Raw genomic sequence first — 23,733 nt, forward strand, 5'->3', positions numbered from 1 at the left:
GATCCACCAGCCACCGCTCCCACATTTGATTATTGTTGCCAGGGAGAAATCATATGAGTTCAACCAAAGACCCTTGCATCAGCGTCTGCAAATTCAGCGACGACATCTGCCTCGGCTGTGGCCGCAGCAAGCGCGAAATCCGTGCCTGGAAGAAACTCGACAAGGTTGATAAGCGCACCGTCTTGGCCGAAGCCGAGCTGCGATTGCTGGCCCTGGGCGCCACCGGTCGGCGGAAAAGCAAATGACTTGGGTCTTATCGACTACTCTCTGATGCGCAACGCGCGCCATGCGCGTATGATTCGCGACCCTTTGCCGATGTATTCGGCCAAAGCCCCGCTTTCAAGACTCTTCAGGCCACGCCTGAATCGACCCACCGGGAGGTGCTTAAGATGAACGACAAAGACCAGAACGACAGCCAGGAAATCGGCCCAGCAGGCGAAAAACTGCAAAAGGTGCTGGCGCGTATCGGCGTGGGCTCGCGCCGCGACGTCGAAGCCTGGATCACCCAGAAGCGCATCAAGGTCAACGGCGTCGAGGCCACGCTCGGCCAGCGCGTCGACCTGCACGATGCAATCACCATTGATGGCAAGGTCATCAAGCGTGAAGAGGCTGCCGAATCGGTGCGCCGCGTGATCATGTACAACAAGCCCGATGGCGAGATCTGCACCCGTGACGACCCGGAAGGCCGTCCGACCGTGTTCGACAAGATGCCCAAGCCCAAAGAAGGCCGTTGGATCAACATCGGCCGTCTCGACATCAACACCACCGGTTTGCTGATGTTCACCACCGACGGTGAACTGGCCAACCGCCTGATGCACCCGTCCTACGAAATGGACCGCGAATACGCCGTGCGTGTGCGTGGCGAAGTCGATGACGAGATGATCGAGCGCCTCAAGGCGGGCGTGGTGCTGGAAGACGGCCCGGCCAAGTTCACCGACATCAAGCAGGCACCAGGCGGCGAAGGTTTCAACCACTGGTACCACTGCGTGGTGATGGAAGGTCGTAACCGTGAGGTTCGTCGCCTGTGGGAATCCCAGGGCCTGGTGGTCAGCCGCCTGAAGCGCGTGCGTTTCGGCCCGGTGTTCCTGAACTCCGACCTGCCGATGGGCCGCTGGCGCGAAATGAGCCAGTACGAAGTCGACATCCTCAGCGCCGAAGTCGGCCTGACGCCGGTCGCGATGCCGCAGATGAACGCCAAGAGCAAAGACAAGCTTGAGCGTATGCAGCGCAAATCGTCGCGCCCTGTGGCGCGCACCGAGCGTGTTGCCCGCACTCTGCGCCCGGCGCTGAATGCTCCGGCGACCGGTGGTCGTATCTCCCGTGAGCCGCAGATCGAAGGTGAGCGTCGCCCAACCGCGCCGTCACGTCAGGAAGGCGAGCGTGCGCCACGTGCGCCGCGTCCTGCCCCGGCGGGTGGTCGTAGCAACCGTGGTGAAGCCGATCGCCCGGCTGACAATGCCAGCACCAAGCGTCCAGCCAAGCCGGCGGCGAACAAACGCCCTGGCCCGAAACTGGTCGCGGATGAGCCGTCGGGCAAGCGCCGTGGCGCCCCGGCCGGTTCGGGTCAGCGTCCTGGTTTTGGTCGCAAGAAGCCGCAGTGATACCGTAAGCGCTGCACAAAAACGCCAACCCTAGGGTTGGCGTTTTTTTGGGTCTGACATTTGGTAACCCAATCCAATGTGGGCGCTGGCTTGCCTGCGATCGCATCACTGCGGTCTGTCTGATAGACCGAGGTCCTGCATCGCAGGCAAGCCAGCTGCCACATTTGGAGCCTCAGCGTTCATGAGGTCAGTGTTTAGAACGCAAACCTGCCATCAAACACCGGCTTGTCATCCAGCGCCAACACCCCACTGGAAAAGATCAAATCCAGGTGATGGCTGCCTTTCTGCCCGCCACCCAGGCCCAGGTGCAACCCGCAATGGCGCTCCTCAAAACCGGCATTGCGCGCATACAAGTCCTTGACCCCTTCGTTGGTGCCAATCCCCAACTCTTCGACACGCCGGTTGGACGGGTTGGCATTCAGGTACTTGTTGAAATCCTCCGCCAACCCCGGCACGTCACTGGCCACGCTGCAAATGGTCGAGTTCTCGATCCACAGTTCCAGCGGTGACTCCAGCACCCCATATTTACGCGCGAACGGGATGGTGCTGAGAAAGGTACCGACAAACCGCACTTGGCCGTTGATGGCTTCGCTGTGGGTGGCGATCTCGCCGGGGGCCAGGTCGTGGTTGCCGACGCCGTTGATATTCGTCCACTTCTTGATGCTGCTCATCGGCGCTTCCAGGCGTGAGCCGTGCTTGTCGGTAAAGCTCAGCACCGTGGCTTGGGACATGCGCCGGATCAGCGTGGCGTTGAGGTCGGCAATGCGCTGGGGCTCGACGCTGAAGGTGTCGTAGAAGTAGTCGCCGTAATCCTTGAACAGCAGGGACTTTTTCCAGTGCTCGGCCATCACGCCTTGCAGGGCGCGGATAAAGTCCGGGCCTTCGGCGCGTGGGTTGGGCAAGGTAGAGGAGTCGTAGAGAAACAAGTACAGGTCGCAGGCTTCGATGGCCTCGGCCAGGGTGTCGCTGGCGGCCAGGTCCAGACGCTGCACCTGGAAGTTGAAACGGGCGGCGCTGCTGTGGGTGATCGCCTGCGCGATGGCGTCGTAGCGTTCGGTATGGCCCAGCAACACGGTGGGGCGGCTCAGGCCATTGAGGGCCGGGTGATGCGCGAGGTAGTAGAGAAAGTGTTCGACGGCGCGGGCCTTGTCCATGACGTGCTTCCTTTTGTGCCTTGGGTAAGGGGGCAGGTGCCGTGCACAGCACCTGCCGGATGCCTGCCGGTGTTTAGAATGGCCACATCGCGGTGCCGAACGGCACAACGGCGTCGGCTTGCATCATTTCAACGGCGGCCTCATGGGTCGGCGCTTCAAACCAATCGTCGAGTTGCAGTTCGGTTTCCAGGTCGTTTTCCAGTGCTTGCATGGTGTATCTCCTAGAGGACGTTGTTTGAGGACGGCTTGCCAACGGGCTTCGCTGGCAAGTGGAAAGAACCTAGGAGAGAGTGTTTCAAAATGCAAAATTTTTATTGACACGGTTTCATTTGGATTTTTTGTTCTGTTTTTTCGTTCCGATTTTTTCTTTAGGAAATTCAGTGAGCTGTCGCGGCTAAATTGAGGGAAGTTTGCGAGCGACAATTTTTCTTCAAATCATGGCTGTAACGTTATTTTTCCGTGCTGTAACGATTAGTTTACGTGTAAATGGCGACATTCTGGGCCGATCCTGCCCTGTAAGGATTACCTGACAGATCGTCGCACTCGCCTTTCGAGGGCGCCCTCAAGCTGTCGAGCGGTGTACAATCCGCCGCGTTTTACTGTGACCCCCTTGCGTAACCACGCAAAAGGCCAAGACCTCAGGGTTTACCCACCCTGATCACTCCGCCTGGCCACGAGCCGGACGGGTTCGATTTCGTCACAGATAAAAACAAACAGGTGACGCATGACCGTTAGAAAGACGCTGTACTCCTGGTGCCTGCGCTGGGGTTTGAGCGGCGCTGCTTGAGTCGGTAATTCAAGGCAGCAACCTGCATTCAACATCATCAAACCTTGCGTGAGAGCCTTTTCATGAGTGTTTCCCCTTCCTCTTCAGGCGAGCTGAAACGCGGCCTGAAAAACCGGCATATCCAGTTGATCGCCCTGGGTGGCGCCATCGGCACCGGCCTGTTCCTCGGTTCGGCCGGGGTGCTTAAATCCGCCGGCCCGTCGATGATCCTGGGCTATGCCATCTGTGGCTTCATTGCCTTCATGATCATGCGCCAGCTCGGCGAAATGATCGTCGAAGAGCCGGTCGCCGGTTCCTTCAGCCACTTTGCCCACAAGTACTGGGGCGGCTTCGCCGGCTTCCTGTCGGGCTGGAACTGCTGGATCCTGTACATCCTGGTGGGCATGTCGGAGCTGACGGCCGTCGGCAAATACGTGCACTACTGGTGGCCGGAGATCCCGACCTGGGTCTCGGCCGCAGCCTTCTTTGTGCTGATCAACCTGATCAACCTGGCCAACGTCAAAGTCTTCGGTGAAGCCGAGTTCTGGTTCGCCATCATCAAGGTGGTGGCCATCGTCGGCATGATCGCCTTGGGCAGCTATCTGCTGGTCAGCGGCACCGGTGGGCCACAGGCCTCGGTGACCAACCTGTGGGAGCACGGCGGATTCTTCCCCCATGGCGTCGGCGGGTTGGTGATGGCCATGGCAATCATCATGTTCTCTTTCGGTGGCCTGGAAATGCTCGGCTTTACCGCGGCTGAAGCGGACAAACCGCGCACCGTGATCCCGAAAGCGATCAACCAGGTGATCTACCGCATCCTGATCTTCTACATCGGCGCTTTGGTGGTGCTGTTGTCGCTGACGCCGTGGGACAGCCTGTTGGCGACCCTCAACGCCTCCGGCGATGCCTACAGCGGCAGTCCGTTCGTGCAGGTGTTCTCGATGCTGGGCAGCGACACTGCCGCGCACATCCTCAACTTCGTGGTCCTGACGGCCGCGTTGTCGGTGTACAACAGCGGGACGTACTGCAACAGCCGCATGCTGCTGGGCATGGCCGAGCAGGGCGATGCGCCCAAGGCCTTGGCGAAGATCGACAAGCGCGGCGTACCGGTGCGCTCCATCCTCGCTTCGGCGGCGATCACCTTGGTGGCGGTGCTGATGAACTACCTGATCCCGCAACACGCGCTGGAGCTGCTGATGTCGCTGGTCGTGGCGACGCTGGTAATCAACTGGGCGATGATCAGCTTCTCCCACTTCAAGTTCCGCCAACACATGAACCGCACCGGCCAGGTGCCGTTGTTCAAGGCGCTGTGGTACCCGTACGGCAACTATGTGTGCTTGGCGTTCGTGGTGTTTATCCTGGTGATCATGCTCATGATTCCGGGCATCCAGGTGTCGGTGTTCGCGATTCCGGTGTGGGTGATGTTTATGGCGGTGTGTTATGGGATCAAGAACAAGCGTAGTGCGCAGCAAGCGTTGGCGCCGGCTGCTTCACCAGTGAAGTGAGGCTTGCGTGAGATCAACCAAACCCGGCCATGCGCCGGGTTTGTTGTTTCAGGAATAGGCGAGAGCGCATTCGCGTATCCTTGGCTGCCCCCACAGAGAATCCTGCCGCCTATGCTGGTGATTTCCAACAACGTCCACTTGCCCGATGCCGAGATCGAGCTGACCGCTATTCGCGCCCAGGGCGCCGGTGGGCAGAACGTCAACAAGGTGTCGAGTGCGGTGCACCTGCGATTTGATATCCCCGCATCGTCGCTGCCGGCGTTCTATAAGGATCGGCTGCTGGCGCTACGCGACAGCCGGATCACCAGTGAAGGTGTGCTGGTGATCAAGGCCCAGCAATACCGGACCCAGGAGCAGAACCGCGCGGATGCGTTGGCGCGTCTGGTGGAGTTGATCCTCAGCGCCACCAAGGTGGAGAAGAAACGCCGCCCGACCAAGCCCACCCTGGGTTCGAAAAAGCGCCGTCTTGAATCCAAGACCAAGCGTGGCAGCATCAAGGCTGGGCGTGGCAAGGTCGACTTTTAGTCACCACGCCCCTCGCGGGCCTTGGGCGCCTGGCGGTACAGGTACACACTCAGCAGCAAGCCACCGAGGGCGGCCAGGGCGGCGAACAGGAAGATCGACGCAAAGCCGAACCCTGCCGCCACCGCTCCGGCGAGCGGGCCGGTGATGCCCAGCGACAGGTCGATAAACAGCGAGTAGGCGCCCACCGCCGAGCCGCGGCTGGACGCCGGAACCAGGTTGACAGCCTCCACCCCCAGCGCCGGGAACACCAGGGAAAAGCCAAAGCCGCTCAACGCTGCGCCGGCCAGGGCCAGGTTGGCGTCGGGTGCCAGCCATAACAGCAGCAAGCCAAGAATCTCCACCGACAGGCAGGCAATCGCCACGCGAAAGCCGCCGATCCGGTTGATCAGGTTCCCGAACAACAACCGCGCACCGATAAAACTGGCGCCGAACAGGCTCAGGGCCCACACCGCGTTATCCCAATGCTGGGTGGTGTAATACAAGGTGATGAAGGTCGCGATGGTGCCGAAGCCGATGGAGCCCAGCGCCAATGCACAGCCATGGGGCAATACGCGGCCCAGTACATTCATGAAGGGCAGGCGCACGCCGGCAACAATCGGCGCGGCGACCTTGTTCCAGGCCAGCAGCAGGCCGACGATTGCCAGCAGGATGATGCTGACGCCCATGCTCCACAGCCCGAAGTGCCTGACCAGCACCACGCCCAGTGGCGCGCCGACGGCCAGCGCGCCGTAGCTGGCGATGCCGTTCCAGGAAATCACCTTGGCGGTGTTCTGCGCCCCGACTCGGCCAATGCCCCAGCCGATGGAGCCCGAACCCACCAGGCTTTCCGCGCTGCCAAGGACCAGGCGGCCGATCAACAGGCTACCCAGGCTCAAGGCCGGCAGGCTTGAGAACCACGCCGCGAGCAGCATGAACACACCGCTCAGTCCGCAGCCCGCCAGGCCGATCAGCACAGCGCGCTTGCTGCCCAGGTTATCGATGATCTTGCCCGCATAGGGGCGGCTCAGGAGGGTGGCCAGGTATTGCACGCTGATCACCAGGCCGGCGATCACTGCGCCGTAACCCAGTTCACTGTGGACATAGCCTGGCAATACGGCCAGGGGAATGCCGATGTTCAGGTAGCCAATGAAGGTGAACAATACGATGGAAACAACTTGCAGCGTGACCGCCATGGGGCGCTGGGTATCGGGCATGGGGAGAGGTCCACTGTCGCGGCAGGTAAAGATAGGCTGCTAATGATACCGGTGGTTTGGCTCGCGCAGGGCGGTAAAACGCAAAAACCTCCGCTCAGAAAGACGTCAGGCTTTGGTCGAGGCGAGCAACTGGGTGGTGACCAGGGCAGCGAGGGCGTTTTCCTGGGTGCCGAAGCGTTTGAGCAGCCGCGCTTGTTTGTCGGCGCTGAGGCGGTTCCAGATTTCGACCATCTGCAAGGCAGCGTCGAGTACGGCGGTATCCGGGGTGTCGGGAAGGGTATCGGTCATGGCGGGCGTCTCGATTCATTCAGGCAGTGTGGAAAGCGCTCAAAACGCTGCGCTTTCCACACGGTCTGGTACGGCGTCAGTCCTGGCTTTTGCTGTCGACTGGTTTTGCTTCTTTGGCCTCAGGCTGTTTGTCACTGGCCTGCTGCGGTGTTGGCTGCTCTGTAGGGTGCAGGCTTGGGAAGGGGAGATTAGGTATCTCGTGCATCGTCGTCGCTCCTCGCAAGGTCTGTTTTTTCAATCGCAGGTGATTCCGCGCTCTCAAAAAGCCTTGGCAGGATACAGCACTGCAAATGACAAAAAGATTTTTATGTCCTCGGAGGGATGAACTTTCATCGTTTAAACGGTCGTTTGGTCAGAACGGTACCTTGCCCAGGATCATGTCGCGGTACATCACAAAATCACCCAACAGGCTGTAGAACGGGTGCTGGAAAGTCGCCGGGCGGTTCTTTTCGAAGAAGAAGTGGCCGATCCAGGCAAAGCTGTAACCGGCAATCGGCAAGGCAATCAGCAGGCCCAGCGAACCTTTGCCGATGGCATACGCCAGGATGCCGATCACCAGCGTGGTGCCGATAAAGTGCAGGCGCCGGCAGGTGCTGTTGGCATGTTCACTCAGGTAGTAGGGGTAGAACTCAGCGAAGCTGTTGAATCGCTTGATGTTTTCCACGATGACCGGCCCTTTGATTATTGTGCCGCCCAACAGATGTTCGGCGGGGAGCTTATTTGAGTCTAGAGTGATCAGTGGTAACAGCCAGTGACAATAGATGCCACTTTAGTATCCTTGGCTTCCTGGCTGCCGTTTGAGCCTGCTTTATTAAGACGACGCCATGAGCGAACGAACAACTTCTGCAAGCTGGGCGATGGGGATAGTGAAGGCATTGGAAATGGACGGCCTGGATTGCCGTGCCTTGTTCAAGCAGCTCGGTCTCGACTACGCCGCCCTGAGCGACCCCGATGCGCGGTTCCCGCAGGATTCCATGACCCGCCTGTGGCAGCGGGCGGTAGAGCTGTCGGGCAACCCGGCGATCGGCCTGAACATGGGCAAAGTGGTGCGTCCGGCATCGTTTCATGTGGCCGGGTACGCGCTGATGTCCAGCAACACCCTGGCTGAAGGCTTCATGCGCCTGGTGCGTTACCAGCGGATCATTGCCGAAAGTGCCGACCTGAGTTTCCGACTGGTCCCCGAAGGTTATGCGCTGATTCTGACGGTACACGGTGATCATCTGCCGCCCACCCGGCAAAGTGCCGAAGCGTCGCTGGCCAGCGCCTTGGCGCTGTGCGGCTGGTTGACGGGCCGCACGCTGCAGCCACGCAAAGTGGTGCTGCAAGGTGAGCAGCCGGCGGACTTGGCCCCGTATAAACAAGCCTTCCATGCGCCGCTGGAGTTCAACGCGCCCTATGACGCGCTGATTTTTGAGCGGGCCGACATGGATGCGCCGCTGCCTACGGCCAACGAAGCCATGGCACTGCTGCATGACCGCTTTGCCGGTGAATACCTGGCGCGTTTCTCGGAAAGCCGCGTGACGCACAAGGCGCGGCAGGTGTTGTGCCGCCTGCTGCCCCAGGGCGAGCCCAAGCGTGAAGTGGTGGCCCAGGCGCTGCACTTGTCCCAGCGTACCTTGCAGCGGCGCTTGCAGGAGGAGGGCACCAGCTTTCAGACGCTGCTCGACGACACCCGTCGCGAGTTGGCCGAGCAATACCTGGCACAGCCCAGCATGACCCTGTTGGAAATCGCCTACCTGCTGGGTTTCGCCGACCCGAGCAATTTCTTTCGTGCGTTTCGCCGTTGGTTTGATGCCACGCCCGGTGAATACCGGGCGCGGTTGCTGGACGCGTCGAGCGTCAGTGGCGCCAAAACGCCGGAATGCACAGAACAAAGACCGTAATAATCTCCAGCCGGCCGAGCAGCATGCCCAGCGACAGGATCCATTTGGCCGCATCCGGCAGGCTGGCGAAATTGCCCGCTGGGCCGATGGTTTCGCCCAGGCCTGGGCCCACGCCTGAGACGGTACTCGCGGCGCCGGTCAAGGCGGTCATCCAGTCCAGGCCAAGCAGCGACAAGGCCAGGGCGATAGCGCAGATGGTGATGGCGAAGAAAAACGAAAACGTCAGGATCGAGCGCACGATCTCTTCGTCGAGGCGGTGGCCGTTGTACTTTTGCTTGATCACCGCACGAGGGTGGATCAACTGGTTCAAGTTGGCCTTGAGCAGGATATAGGCGACCTGGAAACGGAAAATCTTGATCCCGCCGGCGGTCGAGCCGGAACAGCCGCCGATAAAACCCAGGTAGAAGAACAGCATCAGCGAGAAGTTGCCCCACAGGCTGTAGTCCCCCAGGGCGAAACCGGTGGTGGTCACCACCGACGTGACGTTCAACGCCACATGCCGCAAGGCATCCAGCCAATGCAGGTTGGTGGTCCACCAGTACCACGTGCCGAGCACCAGCCAGGTCACCACCAGCAAACCGAGCAAGCCCTGCACCTGCTGATCCTTGATCAGCGCCCGACGGTTGCCACGCAGCGTGGCCACGTACAGGGTGAACGGCAGGCTGCCAAGGATCATCACCACCACCGCCACCCAGTGCACGGCGGGTTGTTTCCAGTGCGCCAGGGATTCGTCGGAGGTGGAAAAACCGCCGGTGGAGATCGCCGACATCGCATGATTGATCGCATCGAACACGCCCATGCCGGCCCACCAGAACGCCAGGCTGCCGAGGATGGTGATGCCCACATACGCGGCCACGATCAGCCGCGCCACCATGTGCGAACGGGGCATGACTTTTTCCGAGCGGTCCGAAGATTCGGTCTGGAACAGGCGCATGCCACCAATGCGCAGCAGCGGCAGGATCGCTACCGCCATCCCGATGAAGCCGATGCCACCCAGCCAGTGCAGCAGTGAACGCCAGATCAGGATGCCCGGCGACATGGCATCCAGGCCGCTCAATACCGTAGAGCCGGTGGCGGTAATGCCGGACATGCTTTCGAAAAACGAGTCGGTGTAGCTGATGTGCTGGGTCAGCAGAAATGGCAGCGCGGCAAAGATACACACCACCACCCAACTGCTGACGGTCAGCAGGTACATGTCCCGCGGGCGCAGGTGCACATGCTCGGGACGACCCGGAATCACCAGGGCCAGGCCGGCGATAAAGGTGATCATGCTGGCCCACAGAAACGAGGGCAGGTCGCTGGTGCGTTCGAAGATCACAAGGGTCGCCATGGGCACGACCATGGCGATCGCGAGGGTGATCAGGAAGATGCCGATGATGAAACCGATGATACGCAGGGTCGGCAACGCCATGAAATTCGCTCGAAATAGGGCAGAGGCGCCATTCTACCTGGGGTGCAGGGCATGTAAACCTTGGTCGCCGATCTGCGGCGCTTAGCTATGTAGCGCCTGGTTCAGGGGGCGCTTAGGCACGATGGGCCGGTATGTTTCCTATTCGAGAGGCCACCATGCCGTCTGATTCATTGTTTTCTGCACCGTCAAGTTTCAAGGACGCACCGCAACAGGTCGCGTTGCGCGACCAGTTAATGGCGCTTGATCGCCAGATCGCCGAGCAGTTTGAGTCGCCACCGACGTTCCATTCATTTGTGCAGCATGAGTTCGAGCAAGCATTCCCGACGTTGACGCCCAGCCTTGATGTGCGTCACGCCTTCATCCGACTGCCCGCGACGACCATCCCGCCGGCGACCTCTGCAGCGCAACCGTCCACCGAGACCGAGTTACTGCCCTCGCTGTTCGAGGCGGTGGTGCAACGTATCGTCGCTGATCAGCCAGCGAGTTATGCGCAGCGCATGGCGACCCTGCATCGGCTGCCGGCGACTGGCGACGCGCTGCTGCCCTTGAGCGGTATCACCCCGGCCGGGCTGGATAAATTCCTCGACCGCCTGGCCGCTGGGCTGGGCGCTTATTACAGCGCTTTTGTGAAAACCTTCTGGACGCGCGCGCGCAGCCTGACGGATGCTCGCACGCAGAAACAATGGTTGGTGCACACCCGTATCGAACTGCTGAAAGCCGAAGTGGCGCTACTCGCTGCCGATCGCCTGCTCAGCCCCGCCGACCAGGACCTGTTCGCCCTGGTGCTGCGTCACCCGCACGCCCAGGCACGACAAGCTTTGCGCGGCGACCGGCCATGTGTCTACGAGGTAGCCCTCAAGGGCGCGACCGGCGCGGCGGATCTGACCTTGCGCGGCGCCTTTGTGCTGACTGCCAGAGACCCGGAGCAAGCCGTGGTGAGGCCACAGGAGGAGGTCACGCCGGCCCGGGTGCGGCCCGTGGACCCGAGCATGAACGTCGGTACGGTATTGCTGTTTCTGCCGGACTCCGGCCTTGAAGCGTTTGACTCCCTGGCCAGCCTGGATCAGGAGTTGCACCGGCGTTTGAACCACCCCGTCGAATTCGCCGCGGTGCTCGATGGCCTGGCCGTGGCCGACCAGGCACAAGGCTTGGCCCTGCATCGTCAGCTCAAGGCCACGGGGCAGGTGGTCTATCATGAACAGCTCGGTTCGCCGTTCGAGGCGAGCGTCGAGGCGCAATGCCGGTTGATGCTCGACAACTTCACCTCAACCCTTTCCCACTACACGTCACCGGTCGACCCCATCGAAATGGCCGAGTTGCCGCAGGTGTTGGACCGGGTGACGGACCCCGGCCGGCTCTTCAGTGCCGGCGGGGTCTTATGGGGGCGCGACATCAAGCGCGGGCAGGCGCAGATCAGGACCTTTCTGCATGACGCCTCCCTTGCCGATAAAGACGCATGGCGGGTCGCGATGACGGACTACCGCGACCTGCTGTCGAGCCTGCCGGACGCCGAGGGGCTGCCGTCGCTGGCGCAATTCAGCGATAAGCCGGCGCTGCTGGCATACGCCAACGAACAACTGCGCATCCGCCTCAAGGCTGACTATGCACTGGACATCGACCCCGACACGGTCCGCGTGCATACCAAAGAGCCGTTCGTTCCTGCGACTGTCGTGGTTCCGGGCGCGCCTGCTCCGGCGCCGCGCGAGCCCGGCACACCGTTGTTCCGGCATCGAAGCCGCACGTTGAGCGAACTGGCGCTGGAGAATGTCGGCGGGCTGGATTTTAACTTCACGCACTTTTCCAGGCTGAGTGAAAACACCCGCAAACAGCCTGATGAAGCCTTGCTGCCGGAAGATCTGACGCCGGCCCCGGCCTATGACGGGCTGACCCTGCAACAGGTCAAGGACCTGGTGCGCGCGGTCAATGTCGGACAAAGCTACGACACCTTTCTGAAAGACCGCCTCATCACCTCGCCCGGCGCGCTCGCACTGAAGCAGACCTACGCTCAGGTCATGCGTCTGCAACTGCGACTCGACGCCATCGAGGCCAAGATCAACGGCGACTTTCTCCCGGACCGTCTGAACCGAGGCTTCAATTGGGTGCAGGCGGTGCTTGACGCCCCGGTCGACAGTGATCGGCGCACGCGTGTCGAAGGCCATCGGATTCTCGTGCAGCACTTGAAACTGCGCGGTCAGCGCGTGCGCGGGGTTCTGCTGTTCGGCCCGGCCTCCGCCGGGGTCAGCTCAATCGTGGTGTACACCCCTCAGGCGCCCGACGGTCGCGTGTTCCACGAGTTCGCCAAAGACCGCCTGATGACTGACTTCGTCATGAACAGCAGTTGGCGCGCCTACCTGCTGGGGCGCGTGGAGCGAGCCTTCGAACCCCAGGTCCGCGCCGTGCTCAGGGGGCGCGGCGACGTGTCGATGGTGAGCACGGGCCGGATTGCCGACGACCTTTTCGAGGAGGCCTACGAGGTTGAAGCGAACTTCGTGATCAACGACGCCGCCGCGCAATCGAGGAGTACCCAGCACGTCAACGTCGAAACCGGCCTGAGCGTGGCGACTCTGGCCTTCGACGTCCTGTCCATGGTGCTGCCGGTCAGGATCATGTTGCCGATCGGCCTGGCGCGCAGCCTGTTTTCGGTGTTCAACGCCGTCGAGGCGCTGGACCTTGGCGACCGTGCCGGCGCTGCGCAGTATTTCGTGCGGTCGCTGGGCGAGCTGGTCGGGGCGCTGGTAGACGGCGCGGTCGGGGCCGGTGCGCCCGTGGCGGGCGCCAGGCCAAGGGCGTTGCCGGCGGAGATGGCGCTGGGGAAAAAGCCCGACGGCGTGCTGCCGTTGGCCGGATGGGAAGGCAAGGGCGTGTATCACTCGGCCTCGAACGCGGCGGGCGCCGAGCACTACTTCCTCAATGACGGCGGGCGTTGGTATTCGATCCTCGATGACGGCGACAAAGCCGCCTGGCGGCTCAGAGACGCACGCAAGTTGACGCAATACCACTACGCGCCGATCCGGCAAAGTGCGGCGGGGCAGTGGGAAATAGGTGCTCATCCGGTCGGCGGACTCAAGGGTGGCAACTCGCCGGAGCGCGCCCTCAGGGACCTCTACCCGCGCCTGGATGACGTGCAGGCCAGGCGGGTGTTTGAGGCGTTCAATTTCCCGGCGGGGCGCGAAATCGAATACCGGCTGGCGCTGGTCGAAAACCTGCGGTTGAGGCTCTCCACAGCGGCTTTTGAGCCCTATCTGAACGTGCCGCTCCTGCGGTTCCAGTGGCGTCTGGACGGCATCGATCTGCCGGACGTGCCCGCGGTGATCACCCAGCGGCCGGCGCCCGTCGAACCGCCACTGACGCCGCCCCGCACCCCGGCCCCCGAGGCGCCCGTCGTGCGGCCTGCAAACGAACGATTCATTGAATGGGGCAGAATCCTCGACGAGGCCGAGCTTGAGGTGGTGGATGCGACACGCGGCATCTATCGGCGGATTGCAGGCGATCCGCAGTGGCTGGGGCAAGAGTACATCAAGATGGACCGGCGCTATTTCGTGATTTTGCCCCGGGATACAGCGACTCCCAATGACGTATTCATTCGCGACCCTGCACAACCGGCCACGTACTTCACGGACCTGGAAAACCTGCTGCGTTCGGGCATCTACAATCAGCCCCGACAGGCGAAGTTCGCCACCGGGGACGGGCTGTGGGTGATTGCCAGTGACGTTGCCTTGAAAAAACCGCTCACGATGTATGTGCGCGAGGCCTTCGCGCTGCTGACCACCCGCAGTCAGGTGGAGCTCGCCCAGGCCCTGTTCAATCGGGCCAACCCGAGAGGCCTGACCCAACAGGGCCAGCATTCGCTGATACGCACCCTGCGCGACTGGCAGTTTTGGCGGACCATGACATACGCAGGACTGGCCGATCCGTTTTCGTTACTTCCACCCACCCGCGCACTCAGCGACGGCAGTTGGCAGCTACCGAATGCGCCGGGGCATTATCGCCGTCTGGACTTTCGTCCGGAGCCCGTCGTGGTGCCGCTGTTCAATGCGCTCCCGCCTGGTGCCGGCGGGCGCTTGAGAACCTTGATGAGTGAGGTGGTAACCCGCTGTCGCTACGGCGTCCTGAGCGGTTATGACTTTCCCGGAGAGTTGCTGTTCAGGCGCCCTGGCGATGTCAGGCTGTACTGGCTGAGATTGCGCCGTGTGGTAGGGGATCGAATCGCCGCAGACGCCCAGGCTGGGCCCTACAAAAGCTTGATGGATGAGCCGACGCGCAGACTGGTCACGCAGGCTGAGGTCAGTCATAACCTGGTGCCGTTGATGGGCGGTATTCAATTGACGACGCCCGCCGCGTCGCCGCAGATTTTTATCATTCGGGTGTGACGCCTCCGATTATCGATGTAAAAAAAATGCCCCGAGCAGGTCGGGGCATTCTGGGTGACGCTTAGGATCGCGGCGGTGATCAGAACTCGTGATCAGCGCTGTCCGGGTTCAGGTCGCTGATGCCCAGCTTGCCTGCCGCTGCTTCGATCGAGCCGGTCTGCTTGACCAGTGCGGCGATGGCATCGCGCACGATCTGGTTACCCGCGTCGTTGCCTGCGGCGATCAGTTGGTCGTAGTGCTCACCCTTGTTGGCGTGGTCAACCATGACCTGGATCTTGGCTTCCGTGGCGGCGAGGTCCGCTTTGAGCGCGGAGTCGGCAGCCGGATCGGCCTTGGCCACCAGCGACGACAGGCTGGCACCGGTCATTTTGGTGCCGTCGACGCGGGTGTACTCGCCCAGGTAGACGTTGCGGATGCCCTTGGCGTCGTAGAAGTGCGAGTTGTGGGTGTTGTCGCTGAAGCAGTCCTGCTCGTCTTCCGGCGAGTTGGCTTCCAGGGACACCTTCATGCGCTCACCCGCCAGTTCGCCGAGGGACAGGCTGCCCATGCCGAACAGCATTTTGCGCAGGCCGTCGGTGGCAGGTTCTGCCTCCAGGGTGGCGCGGTAGTTGTCTTCGACGTTGGGTTTCCAGTTGCCGACCATTTCTTCGAGGTCGCTGACCAACAGTTGGGTGACCGCGCGCAGGTAGGTGCGGCGACGCTCGTTGTGCCCGCCAGTGGCGCCGTCGCCGGTCAGGTAGTCCGAAGCAGGACGGTTGCCGGCGCCTGGGCCGGTGCCGTTCAGGTCCTGGCCCCAGAGCAGGAATTCGATGGCGTGGTAGCCGGTGGCGACGTTGGCCTCGGAACCGCCCAGCTCGTTGAGGCTGGCGAGTTTTTCCGGGGTGATGTCCTTCACGTCGACCTTGTCTTCGCCGACCTGGATTTGGTTGTTGGCGATGATATTGGCGGTGGCACCTGGGTTACCCAGGGCGTGTTCGTAGGACTTGTCGACGTAGTCGATCAAGCCTTCGTCCAGCGGCCATGCGTTCACCTGGCCTTCCCAGTCGTCGATGATGGTGTTGCCAAAGCGGAACACTTCGCTCTGCAGGTAAGGAACGCGGGCGGCGATCCAGGCTGTGCGCGCGGCTTTCAGCGTCTCGTCGTTCGGCTTGGCGAGGAACGCGTCGATCGCGGTCTGCAGGGTTTTCGCGGTGGACTCGGCGTCGCTGTAGACCGCGAACACCATGTCTGCGTAATGCGCGACCACGGCCTTGGCAGCGGCTTCATCGACCTGGCCGGCAGGGGTGGCAGCCGCTGGAGCGGTAGTGCTGGCAGCCGGGGTCGGCGCCTGGGGCGCTGCGGCCTTGTCTTTACCTTCGCCGCAACCGGCGAGAGAAATGGCAATGGCCAGCAGACTGGCGGTGGCCAGGGGCATACGAATCATGGCGAACATCCTGCTTCGGTTGTTGATGGGGCGCGCGCGGGCGCGCAAAAACTGCGACATAATGCGAAAGATTTGCATTTTGTGTAAAGGGTTATACGCGGGAAATATTCAGTATCGTTTTGCCGTGTCAAAGAATCGCTGCGTTATTGCGCTCCGACTGCTTCAAAAATGCCGCCAACTCTCGTGCCTGCAAGGGTTTGCTGTAGTGATAACCCTGACCTTCATGGCAGCCCTCGGAGATGATGTAGGCCTCCTGCTCAGCGGTTTCCACGCCTTCGGCGATCACCTGCATGCCCAGGCTTTTACCCAGTTGAATGATCGCCCGCACGATGGTGGCGTCGTCGTCATCGTCCAGCAGGTCCTGCACGAAGCTCTTGTCGATCTTGATCTTGTCCAGCGGCAGGCTTTTCAGGTAACTGAGGGATGAGTAGCCGGTGCCGAAGTCATCAATAGCAATCAATGCCCCGGAACGGCGCAGGCTCAGCAGGTGCTGGGCGGCGGTGCTGATATCTTCCATCAGCCCGGTCTCGGTGACTTCCAGTTCCAGGCTGCGCGGCGGCAGGCGGTAGATCTGCATCAGGTTGTTGACCACCCGCGGCAACTCGGTGTGGTGCAACTGCACGGTGGAGAGGTTGACCGCCATGCGCAATTCGGAGAAACCCATGTCGTGCCATTCGCGCAGTTGCCGGCAGGCCTGGTCCAGTACCCACTCGCCAATCGGGATGATGGTGCCATTCTGTTCGGCCAGCGGAATAAACAGGTCCGGCGGTACCAGGCCATGTTCCGGGTGCTGCCAACGGATCAGTGCTTCGACGCCCACGACATGGTGGTCGCGGTAGCTGATCTGCGGCTGGTACACCAGGTGGAACTGGTCGCGGCTGAGGGCGTCGCGCAGGTCTTTTTCCAGCTCGCGGCGACGGCGCATTTCGCTGTCGACGCTGGCGATATAGAACTGATAGCGGTTGCGCGACCGGGTCTTGGCCAGGGTCATGGTCTGTTCGGCTTTCTGCAGCAGCTTTTCGGTGCTGTCGCCGTCTTCCGGGAACAGCGTGATGCCGATGGTTGCGCGCAGGCGGATGCCCTCATGGTCGAGGGCAAATTCCGCTTCCAGGTCATCCAGGATGCTTTGCGCCAGCTCGGCGGCTTCGTACGGTTGATCGATATCGGCCTGCACCAGGGCGAACTGATCGCCGCCCAGTCGGGCCAGGGCGCCGAGGCGGCCGCTGTGGGCGCGTAAACGGTCAGCCAAGGCCAGCAGCAATTTGTCGCCGGCCTGATAAGTGAACTGCTCGTTGACGCTCTTGAAATCATCCAAGCCCACACACAACACCGCCACACGGCGCTGGCGGCGGCCGGCGTCGATGAGGATCTTGTCCAGTTGCTCCTGCAGTTTCTGGCGGTTCGGCAGGCCCGTGAGGAAATCGTACTGGGCCATGCGCAGCAGGCTGCTTTCGGCCTCGTGGCGCAGGTGGGTATTGCGCTCGATGGATTCGAGCAACTGGTTGGCGGTATTGATCCACAGCCCCAGTTCGTTGCGCTCATGGCCCTTGAGCTGCGGGATCTTATGTTCGCTGGGCCGGTCGGGGTTGATCGACGTCAGGTGCTCGATAATGCGCGAAAGCGGTTTGGTCAGCAGCCAGTGATAGACCAGGTACAGCACCAGGCCCATGGCCAGGGCACGTAGCACCCCGGCAATGAAGATGATCACTGAATTGACGATGAAACCCTGACCATAAGTGCCGGTGTCGAGGGTGATGCTCAGGTCGCCGTAATACTCGCTGTAGGGGCCTTTGCCGACCAGGGGCGTGGTAAAGGTGCGTTCCTGGCCAAGAATCAGGTCGGTTAACCAACGGCTGGGCGATTGCTGCAAGGCGCGGCTTTTTTCCGCGAGCATGGTTTCGTTGGGGTGGCCGATGGACGCCATGCGCACCGCGTCATCCTGGAACAGGCCTTCAATGACTTGCATGCCCATCTCGCGGTCCAGGCTGTAGACGGCCTGGGTCGAGGGGTCGCGGAACATGTCGAGGATGCGCTGGGCATCGCCGGCCACGGCCTGGCGCGTCTTGTAGGCATCAAAAATGATCTGCGCCACGCTCAGTGTGACGCCCACGATCAATGCTGACAGCAGCACAACCCGTAGCAACTTCACCGACAAGCTGTTCTTGAGTTCCAGCTTCAAAGGGGCATTCCTTGTCTCATGCGGGTGGCCTTCAATATGCCATGAGTATTGGCAATCCCGTGAGGGCAGTCAAAGGAACATTGGGGCCGCAGACGACTTGATGCTGGATACGCAGAAAAAACCAGAATAAACGGCGGATGTGCTCCGCCGTCCGGGGACTCGACTTACCTGCGGTCAGGCCAATGCCCTCCCAGGTCGTGAGCGGGGTCACTGATAGTCGGAAATTTCGATCTTAGGCGGCGCCGACGGCATCATGTCTTCACCTGGCTTGCTTGGCGCACTGGCACCGCCGCCTTCGCCTTCGCCACCGCCACCGCCACCCGCGCCACCGGCGAGGCCTTTCATCAGCCCGCTGATGAGTTGCATCGCCATCTGTCCGCCTGCTTTTCCGATTTCTTCCATCATTGATTCTCCAGCAGAGTATGAAAGGGTTATTCCTCTCACCGAGTGGGTGGCAAATTCCCTTCTGCGGGTTCCACCATTCCGTGCCGAACGCCCACGAAAAAGCCCGGCAATGCCGGGCTTTTTCTACTGCAAGCGTTGCTTAGGCAGTGAAGGTCTTGCCTTCGAACTGCTCAGCCACGAACTTCCAGTTGACCAGGTTCCAGAACGCTTCCACATACTTTGGACGCACGTTGCGGTAGTCGATGTAGTAGGCATGTTCCCAGACGTCGCAGGTCAGCAGCGGGGTGTCGCCGTTGGTCAGCGGGTTGCCGGCGCCGATGGTGCTGGCCAGGGCCAGGGAACCGTCAGCCTTTTTCACCAGCCAGCCCCAACCGGAACCGAAGGTGCCGACGGACGTCTTGGTGAACTCTTCCTTGAACTTGTCGAACGAACCGAACGCAGCGTTGATGGCTTCAGCCAGCGCGCCGGTCGGTTGGCCACCGGCGTTTGGCGCCAGGCAGTTCCAGTAGAAAGTGTGGTTCCAGACCTGAGCGGCATTGTTGAAGATGCCGCCCGAAGAGGACTTGACGATCTCTTCCAGGGTCTTGCCTTCGAACTCGGTGCCTGGAACCAGGTTGTTCAGGTTCACGACGTAGGTGTTGTGGTGCTTGTCGTGGTGATACTCCAAGGTTTCCTTGGAGATGTGCGGCTGCAGGGCATCGTGTGCGTAGGGCAGCGGCGGCAATTCGAAAGCCATGATGATTCTCCTAATCAGGTCAGTTGCGGTGAGCGCAAGGCCGATCACGGGCGGCCAAACAAGCGCCGGGGAGTTTGTACTCTTTGCGGCGCAGGGTCCGGATCATAGCACCGGGGGTGCGGCAAAACCACGCAACAACTGTGTGGGATAGAGGTTCCAGAGCGTTTTGGAATATTCCTCAGGCGCTGATCAACTGATAGGCCACGCTGAACATCATCACAGCCACCAACAGGTCCAGCAGACGCCACGTGGCGGGGCGTGCGAGCCAAGGTGCCAGCCATGCTGCCCCGAGTGCCAGGGTGGTGAACCACAGGAATGACGCGCTGGCGGCACCGGCCACGTAGGCACCGGGCTCGGTCTGTTGGGCACCGAGTGAGCCGATCAGCAGCACGGTGTCCAGGTACACGTGGGGGTTGAGCAAGGTCACGGCCAGCGCACTCAGCAACACTGCGCGCAGTGAGCGCACCTTGAGCGTGTCGCCCTGGTCCAGGCTCTGTTTCGAACACGCCCGACGCAGCGCGCAGGCACCGTACCAGATCAGAAACGCTGCGCCGCCCCAGCGCGCTACCGCCAGCAGTACCGGGCTTTGCGCCAGCACCGTGGCCAGGCCGAACACCCCCGCGGCCACCAGCAGGGCGTCACACACCACGCACAGCGCAGCCACTGGCAAGTGATGTTCACGACGCAGGCTCTGCGCCAGTACAAAGGCATTCTGGGTGCCGATGGCCATGATCAGGCCCAGCGCCACCAGCAAACCATTCAAATAACTTTGCCACATAGGATTTACTCCGCGTCTACTGCCAGTTGCCGCAATACCTGCATGGCCTGTTCTGCGTCGGCACGCCCGACGAACAGGTGGTCGTGGTAATAGCCGGCAATCACGTTGCAACTGATGCCGGCCTTGCCCAACGCACTGGCGAAGGCGGCGGTGAGGCCCACGGCTTCCAGGGCCGAATGCACGTTCAAGGTGATCCACGCGGCGACGTAGTCAAACACCAGGCCGGCCTGTTCCGCTTGCTGGCGTTCGAGGATCAGGGTCAGGCCTTCCTGCTCGTGAAAGCTGCCGATCACCTCACACCCTGGAGGAATACGGTGGTCAGGCACGCTGCAGAACACATAGTCGCCGTCGTTGAGCTGGGGGCTCATGCTGCGCAGCAGGGTTGCCAGGGCGGTTTCGCCAGCCATGTGAGGTTCCTTATAAAGAGAGAAACGATGCTGGCTATTCTCCTGACACAGCCTGTATAAGAAAAACAAATATTGCTGATCGCTCATTAGAGAAACTGATGTTCGACTATAAATTGCTCTCTGCCCTGGCGGCAGTGGTGGAACAGGCGGGCTTCGAGCGCGCCGCCCAGGTGCTGGGATTGTCGCAATCGGCAATCTCACAGCGCATCAAGTTGTTGGAGGCGCGTGTTGGCCAGCCGGTACTGGTGCGGGCCACACCGCCGATGCCCACCGATATCGGCCGTCGCCTGCTCAACCATGTGCAGCAGGTGCGCCTGCTGGAGCGGGACCTGCAAAGCCAGGTGCCGGCGCTGGACGAGGAAGGCATGCCCGAAAGGCTGCGCATCGCGTTGAATGCTGACAGCCTCGCCACGTGGTGGGCCGAGGCCGTCAGTGGATTTTGCGCCGAACAGCATCTGCTGCTGGATCTGGTGGTGGAAGACCAGACCGTTGGCCTCAAACGCATGCGGGCCGGGGAGGTGGCGGCCTGTATCTGTGCCAGCGAGCGGCCAGTGGCGGGCGCGCGCAGCCTGTTGTTGGGCGCCATGCGTTATCGCGCGCTGGCCAGTCCGGCCTTTGTCGCCCGGCACTTTCCCCAGGGCGTACGCGCGGACCAACTGGCGCGCACTCCTGCCTTGGTATTTGGGCCGGATGATTTTCTGCAGCACCGCTACCTGGCATCCCTCGGCGTGGACGGCGGTTTCGAGCATCATTTATGCCCATCGTCGGAAGGCTTTATCCGCCTGACGGAAGCCGGCCTGGGCTGGGGGCTGGTGCCGGAATTACAGGTTCGCGACCAACTGGAAAAGGGCATATTGGTCGAATTGTTGCCAGATAAGCCCATCGATGTGCCGTTGTACTGGCATCATTGGCGCAGTGGTGGGCAACTGTTGAGTCTGTTGACCGATCATCTGGCCCAGGCATGTGGTCAATGGTTGGTGCCGTTGGAGTGATGGCGCGCGTCAAGGCAACAGCGATGAAAAACGAAAGAACATGGGGTAATACATGAAGATTCTGGTCACCGGCGCAAGCGGCTTCATTGGCGGGCGCTTTGCGCGTTTCGCCCTGGAGCAGGGCCTGGACGTGCGGGTCAACGGGCGACGTGCCGAAGGTGTGGAGCACTTGGTCAGGCGCGGCGCCGAGTTTATCCAGGGTGATCTGAATGACGCCGACCTGGTGCGTGACCTGTGCCGTGACGTCGAAGCCGTGGTGCATTGCGCTGGCGCCGTGGGCTTGTGGGGCAAGTATCAGGACTTTCACCAAGGCAACGTGCTGGTGACCGAGAACGTCGTCGAAGCCTGTCTCAAACAGCATGTCGGGCGTTTGGTGCATCTGTCGTCACCATCCATCTACTTTGACGGCCGCGATCATCTGGGCCTGACCGAAGAACAAGTGCCCAAGCGCTTCAAGCACCCCTATGCCGCCACCAAGTACCTGGCCGAGCAGAAGGTGTTCGGTGCCCAGGAGTTCGGCCTCGAAGTGATTGCACTGCGCCCGCGCTTCGTCACGGGCGCGGGTGACATGAGCATCTTCCCGCGCCTGCTGAAAATGCAGCGCAAGAACCGCCTGGCCATTGTCGGTGACGGCCTGAACAAGGTGGACTTCACCAGCGTGCACAACCTCAACGAAGCGCTGCTCAGCAGTTTGCTCGCGCCGGGCTCGGCATTGGGCAGGGCCTACAACATCAGTAACGGTGCGCCGGTACCGGTGTGGGATGTGGTCAACTATGTGATGCGTCAAATGGAACTGCCTCAGGTGACGCGTTACCGGTCCTATGGCTTGTCCTACAGCGTGGCGGCGCTCAACGAAGCGTTTTGCGCGATGTGGCCAGGGCGTCCGGAACCGTCGCTGTCGCGGCTGGGTATGCAAGTGATGAACAAAGATTTCACCCTCGATATCAGCCGTGCCAGGCATTATCTGGACTACGAGCCCAAAGTCAGCCTGTGGACCGCCCTCGACGAGTTCTGCAGTTGGTGGAAAGCCCAGGATCCGGGGTTCAAGTAAGCACACAAGCGGCAACACTTCGGGAACCGAATCTGGCGTTCCGGGTCGATCAGTGCGCCGGGAGCGCGGTTTATACTCCCGTCGCTCGCCACTTCACCGATTCAGGGTTGATACATGCGTAACGATGCTAAAGACGACTTCGACAACGTTCCCAGCCTGCGGGCCGATCTCGGGGATGACGATGATTTCGAACCGACCCCGGCCACCTCGGTGCGGTCGCGCAACACCAAGGTCGTCAAGGTCAAGAGCGCCAGCACCGGGCCACTGTGGGCCTTGATCGGCGCACTGCTGATCGCCTTTGCGGGCCTGGCCTGGTGGAGCTTCCAGCAGATCTCCTTGATGGGGCAGCAGTTGGTGGCCACCCAGGAAAGCTTTGCGCGCATCAGCGAAGAAGCGGCGGGGCGCCTACAGGATATTTCCGGCAAGGTCGTGGCCAGTGAAGCGAGCGTCAACAATGGCAGCGAAGCGCTGAAACTGCAGATCAAGCAGTTGGAAAGCCAGTTGCTGGAGCAGGGCAAGCAGCAGGTCGGCGTGGCCGGGCAAGCCACCGAGCTGGATAAGCGCCTGGCGCAAATGACGGCGAGCACCACTGAGCTGTCCAACGCCAACAGCAAACTGCAAGGCCAGGTCCAGGCCTTGACCGACGCCGTGGCGACGCTCAAGGCGGCACAAGGTGACGCTTCCAGGCGCGATAATGAAATCAAGGAACTCACTGCTGACGTGGCCGCTTTGAAAAAGCAGGGCAACCCGAGCGCTGCTATCGCGCGCATCGAGCAGGACCTTGTGGTCCTCAAGAGCGCCCAGGACAACCCGCCGTCCAACAGCGATGCGCCCACCAATAAAGAGTTCGACGTGTTCCGTATCCAGACCACGCGCAATATCACCACCCTGCAAAGCCAGGTGCAGAACCTGAACCAGCAACTCAACGCGCCGGCGAAGGTCACCCCGTTAGGGCAATAAGGCTGTCGATGGAAATGTCACCACTTGGTGACATTTCCCTTCCCCTTCGTTACATGCCGCCGCCGCGCCCTTGTTTAGACTCCGGTCATCCCACAAAAAACAATAA

The 23,733-nt window shown here is 61.3% G+C and carries 21 protein-coding genes; 9 read left to right on the plus strand and 12 right to left on the minus strand.

From position 1 onward, the window contains the following. Window positions 1-53: 53 nt before the first annotated feature. Together AB4O08_RS18550 and rluB are read left to right on the plus strand one after the other, a co-directional pair. Window positions 54-245 carry a DUF1289 domain-containing protein gene (locus tag AB4O08_RS18550; RefSeq protein WP_042571244.1) on the plus strand — a complete coding sequence of 64 codons (192 nt, stop codon included), beginning with the start codon at window positions 54-56 and terminating at the stop codon, window positions 243-245. Between the two features lie 144 nt (window positions 246-389). Continuing rightward, window positions 390-1,601 carry a 23S rRNA pseudouridine(2605) synthase RluB gene (gene rluB / locus AB4O08_RS18555; RefSeq protein ID WP_010208149.1) on the plus strand — a complete coding sequence of 404 codons (1,212 nt, stop codon included), beginning with the start codon at window positions 390-392 and terminating at the stop codon, window positions 1,599-1,601. Window positions 1,602-1,795: 194 nt separating this feature from the next. Here the strand turns inward: rluB and AB4O08_RS18560 are convergent, their stop codons facing one another. Continuing rightward, window positions 1,796-2,755, minus strand: coding sequence for a M29 family metallopeptidase (locus AB4O08_RS18560; protein WP_252959196.1), 960 nt, complete (start codon window positions 2,753-2,755; stop codon window positions 1,796-1,798). Between the two features lie 73 nt (window positions 2,756-2,828). Further along, a complete protein-coding gene (locus AB4O08_RS18565) occupies window positions 2,829-2,966 on the minus strand; it encodes a hypothetical protein (protein ID WP_003175756.1) in 138 nt (45 codons plus the stop codon). A 638-nt stretch (window positions 2,967-3,604) separates the two neighbouring features. On the opposite strand from AB4O08_RS18565, the gene AB4O08_RS18570 reads away from it, so the two are divergent. Both AB4O08_RS18570 and arfB read left to right on the plus strand, forming a co-directional pair. Next, on the plus strand, window positions 3,605-5,026 hold the full coding sequence (locus AB4O08_RS18570) for an amino acid permease (protein ID WP_010208152.1): 1,422 nt from the start codon (window positions 3,605-3,607) through the stop codon (window positions 5,024-5,026). Window positions 5,027-5,137: 111 nt separating this feature from the next. Then, complete coding sequence (gene arfB, locus AB4O08_RS18575) at window positions 5,138-5,551, plus strand: alternative ribosome rescue aminoacyl-tRNA hydrolase ArfB (RefSeq protein ID WP_460114263.1); 414 nt, start codon at window positions 5,138-5,140, stop codon at window positions 5,549-5,551. Here arfB and AB4O08_RS18580 read toward each other — a convergent pair. The 3 genes from AB4O08_RS18580 to AB4O08_RS18590 form a co-directional block, all read right to left on the minus strand. Next, a complete protein-coding gene (locus tag AB4O08_RS18580; protein WP_010208155.1) occupies window positions 5,548-6,744 on the minus strand; it encodes an MFS transporter in 1,197 nt (398 codons plus the stop codon). The two genes, arfB and AB4O08_RS18580, sit on opposite strands and share 4 nt — an antisense overlap. Window positions 6,745-6,849: 105 nt before the next feature. After that, entirely contained in the window at window positions 6,850-7,032 is a 183-nt protein-coding gene (locus AB4O08_RS18585) for a hypothetical protein (protein ID WP_010208156.1), read from the minus strand. Window positions 7,033-7,384: 352 nt separating this feature from the next. Continuing rightward, on the minus strand, window positions 7,385-7,696 hold the full coding sequence (locus AB4O08_RS18590; protein WP_010208158.1) for an Mpo1-like protein: 312 nt from the start codon (window positions 7,694-7,696) through the stop codon (window positions 7,385-7,387). A 160-nt stretch (window positions 7,697-7,856) separates the two neighbouring features. Between AB4O08_RS18590 and AB4O08_RS18595 the strand changes: the two genes are divergently transcribed. Continuing rightward, the gene (locus AB4O08_RS18595; RefSeq protein ID WP_010208161.1) at window positions 7,857-8,915 is read left to right on the plus strand and encodes an AraC family transcriptional regulator; all 1,059 of its coding nucleotides are present in this window, start codon (window positions 7,857-7,859) and stop codon (window positions 8,913-8,915) included. Here AB4O08_RS18595 and AB4O08_RS18600 read toward each other — a convergent pair. Then, window positions 8,872-10,326 carry a TrkH family potassium uptake protein gene (locus tag AB4O08_RS18600; protein ID WP_010208163.1) on the minus strand — a complete coding sequence of 485 codons (1,455 nt, stop codon included), beginning with the start codon at window positions 10,324-10,326 and terminating at the stop codon, window positions 8,872-8,874. The genes AB4O08_RS18595 and AB4O08_RS18600 overlap by 44 nt on opposite strands. Window positions 10,327-10,481: 155 nt before the next feature. On the opposite strand from AB4O08_RS18600, the gene AB4O08_RS18605 reads away from it, so the two are divergent. Next, window positions 10,482-14,696 carry a dermonecrotic toxin domain-containing protein gene (locus AB4O08_RS18605; protein ID WP_198729663.1) on the plus strand — a complete coding sequence of 1,405 codons (4,215 nt, stop codon included), beginning with the start codon at window positions 10,482-10,484 and terminating at the stop codon, window positions 14,694-14,696. Window positions 14,697-14,775: 79 nt separating this feature from the next. Here the strand turns inward: AB4O08_RS18605 and AB4O08_RS18610 are convergent, their stop codons facing one another. The 6 genes from AB4O08_RS18610 to AB4O08_RS18635 all read right to left on the minus strand — a co-directional run bounded on the left by AB4O08_RS18610 (window position 14,776) and on the right by AB4O08_RS18635 (window position 20,624). Further along, window positions 14,776-16,119, minus strand: a complete 1,344-nt coding sequence (locus AB4O08_RS18610; RefSeq protein ID WP_010208165.1) for an imelysin family protein — start codon at window positions 16,117-16,119, stop codon at window positions 14,776-14,778. Window positions 16,120-16,246: 127 nt separating this feature from the next. Then, on the minus strand, window positions 16,247-18,298 hold the full coding sequence (locus AB4O08_RS18615; protein ID WP_010208167.1) for a putative bifunctional diguanylate cyclase/phosphodiesterase: 2,052 nt from the start codon (window positions 18,296-18,298) through the stop codon (window positions 16,247-16,249). Window positions 18,299-18,505: 207 nt separating this feature from the next. Next, a complete protein-coding gene (locus tag AB4O08_RS18620) occupies window positions 18,506-18,670 on the minus strand; it encodes a hypothetical protein (RefSeq protein WP_198729664.1) in 165 nt (54 codons plus the stop codon). 172 nt (window positions 18,671-18,842) lie between these two features. Beyond that, window positions 18,843-19,439, minus strand: coding sequence for a superoxide dismutase (locus AB4O08_RS18625; protein ID WP_003175739.1), 597 nt, complete (start codon window positions 19,437-19,439; stop codon window positions 18,843-18,845). A 178-nt stretch (window positions 19,440-19,617) separates the two neighbouring features. Next, on the minus strand, window positions 19,618-20,217 hold the full coding sequence (locus AB4O08_RS18630) for a LysE/ArgO family amino acid transporter (protein ID WP_038453713.1): 600 nt from the start codon (window positions 20,215-20,217) through the stop codon (window positions 19,618-19,620). Between the two features lie 5 nt (window positions 20,218-20,222). Further along, complete coding sequence (locus AB4O08_RS18635) at window positions 20,223-20,624, minus strand: ACT domain-containing protein (protein WP_010208178.1); 402 nt, start codon at window positions 20,622-20,624, stop codon at window positions 20,223-20,225. 98 nt (window positions 20,625-20,722) lie between these two features. On the opposite strand from AB4O08_RS18635, the gene AB4O08_RS18640 reads away from it, so the two are divergent. From AB4O08_RS18640 to AB4O08_RS18650, 3 genes are all read left to right on the plus strand, one after another. Beyond that, window positions 20,723-21,616 carry a LysR family transcriptional regulator ArgP gene (locus tag AB4O08_RS18640; RefSeq protein ID WP_010208179.1) on the plus strand — a complete coding sequence of 298 codons (894 nt, stop codon included), beginning with the start codon at window positions 20,723-20,725 and terminating at the stop codon, window positions 21,614-21,616. Between the two features lie 52 nt (window positions 21,617-21,668). Then, a complete protein-coding gene (locus AB4O08_RS18645; RefSeq protein WP_010208180.1) occupies window positions 21,669-22,667 on the plus strand; it encodes an NAD-dependent epimerase/dehydratase family protein in 999 nt (332 codons plus the stop codon). A gap of 114 nt (window positions 22,668-22,781) precedes the next feature. Beyond that, window positions 22,782-23,627 carry an ATPase gene (locus tag AB4O08_RS18650; protein ID WP_010208181.1) on the plus strand — a complete coding sequence of 282 codons (846 nt, stop codon included), beginning with the start codon at window positions 22,782-22,784 and terminating at the stop codon, window positions 23,625-23,627. The last annotated feature ends 106 nt before the right edge of the window (window positions 23,628-23,733 follow it).

The organism is Pseudomonas sp. H3_E07 (genome assembly GCF_054668895.1).

Bases quoted from the DNA above. Each gene is read 5' to 3' on its own strand.
- AB4O08_RS18595 (WP_010208161.1), top strand. From the start codon at position 7,857: ATGAGCGAACGAACAACTTCTGCAAGCTGGGCGATGGGGATAGTGAAG.
- rluB (WP_010208149.1), top strand. From the start codon at position 390: ATGAACGACAAAGACCAGAACGACAGCCAGGAAATCGGCCCAGCAGGC.
- AB4O08_RS18600 (WP_010208163.1), bottom strand. From the start codon at position 10,326: ATGGCGTTGCCGACCCTGCGTATCATCGGTTTCATCATCGGCATCTTC.
- AB4O08_RS18560 (WP_252959196.1), bottom strand. From the start codon at position 2,755: ATGGACAAGGCCCGCGCCGTCGAACACTTTCTCTACTACCTCGCGCAT.
- AB4O08_RS18645 (WP_010208180.1), top strand. From the start codon at position 21,669: ATGAAGATTCTGGTCACCGGCGCAAGCGGCTTCATTGGCGGGCGCTTT.
- AB4O08_RS18630 (WP_038453713.1), bottom strand. From the start codon at position 20,217: ATGTGGCAAAGTTATTTGAATGGTTTGCTGGTGGCGCTGGGCCTGATC.
- AB4O08_RS18650 (WP_010208181.1), top strand. From the start codon at position 22,782: ATGCGTAACGATGCTAAAGACGACTTCGACAACGTTCCCAGCCTGCGG.
- AB4O08_RS18640 (WP_010208179.1), top strand. From the start codon at position 20,723: ATGTTCGACTATAAATTGCTCTCTGCCCTGGCGGCAGTGGTGGAACAG.
- arfB (WP_460114263.1), top strand. From the start codon at position 5,138: ATGCTGGTGATTTCCAACAACGTCCACTTGCCCGATGCCGAGATCGAG.
- AB4O08_RS18565 (WP_003175756.1), bottom strand. From the start codon at position 2,966: ATGCAAGCACTGGAAAACGACCTGGAAACCGAACTGCAACTCGACGAT.
- AB4O08_RS18570 (WP_010208152.1), top strand. From the start codon at position 3,605: ATGAGTGTTTCCCCTTCCTCTTCAGGCGAGCTGAAACGCGGCCTGAAA.
- AB4O08_RS18580 (WP_010208155.1), bottom strand. From the start codon at position 6,744: ATGCCCGATACCCAGCGCCCCATGGCGGTCACGCTGCAAGTTGTTTCC.
- AB4O08_RS18605 (WP_198729663.1), top strand. From the start codon at position 10,482: ATGCCGTCTGATTCATTGTTTTCTGCACCGTCAAGTTTCAAGGACGCA.
- AB4O08_RS18585 (WP_010208156.1), bottom strand. From the start codon at position 7,032: ATGACCGATACCCTTCCCGACACCCCGGATACCGCCGTACTCGACGCT.
- AB4O08_RS18635 (WP_010208178.1), bottom strand. From the start codon at position 20,624: ATGGCTGGCGAAACCGCCCTGGCAACCCTGCTGCGCAGCATGAGCCCC.
- AB4O08_RS18625 (WP_003175739.1), bottom strand. From the start codon at position 19,439: ATGGCTTTCGAATTGCCGCCGCTGCCCTACGCACACGATGCCCTGCAG.
- AB4O08_RS18610 (WP_010208165.1), bottom strand. From the start codon at position 16,119: ATGATTCGTATGCCCCTGGCCACCGCCAGTCTGCTGGCCATTGCCATT.
- AB4O08_RS18550 (WP_042571244.1), top strand. From the start codon at position 54: ATGAGTTCAACCAAAGACCCTTGCATCAGCGTCTGCAAATTCAGCGAC.
- AB4O08_RS18620 (WP_198729664.1), bottom strand. From the start codon at position 18,670: ATGGCGATGCAACTCATCAGCGGGCTGATGAAAGGCCTCGCCGGTGGC.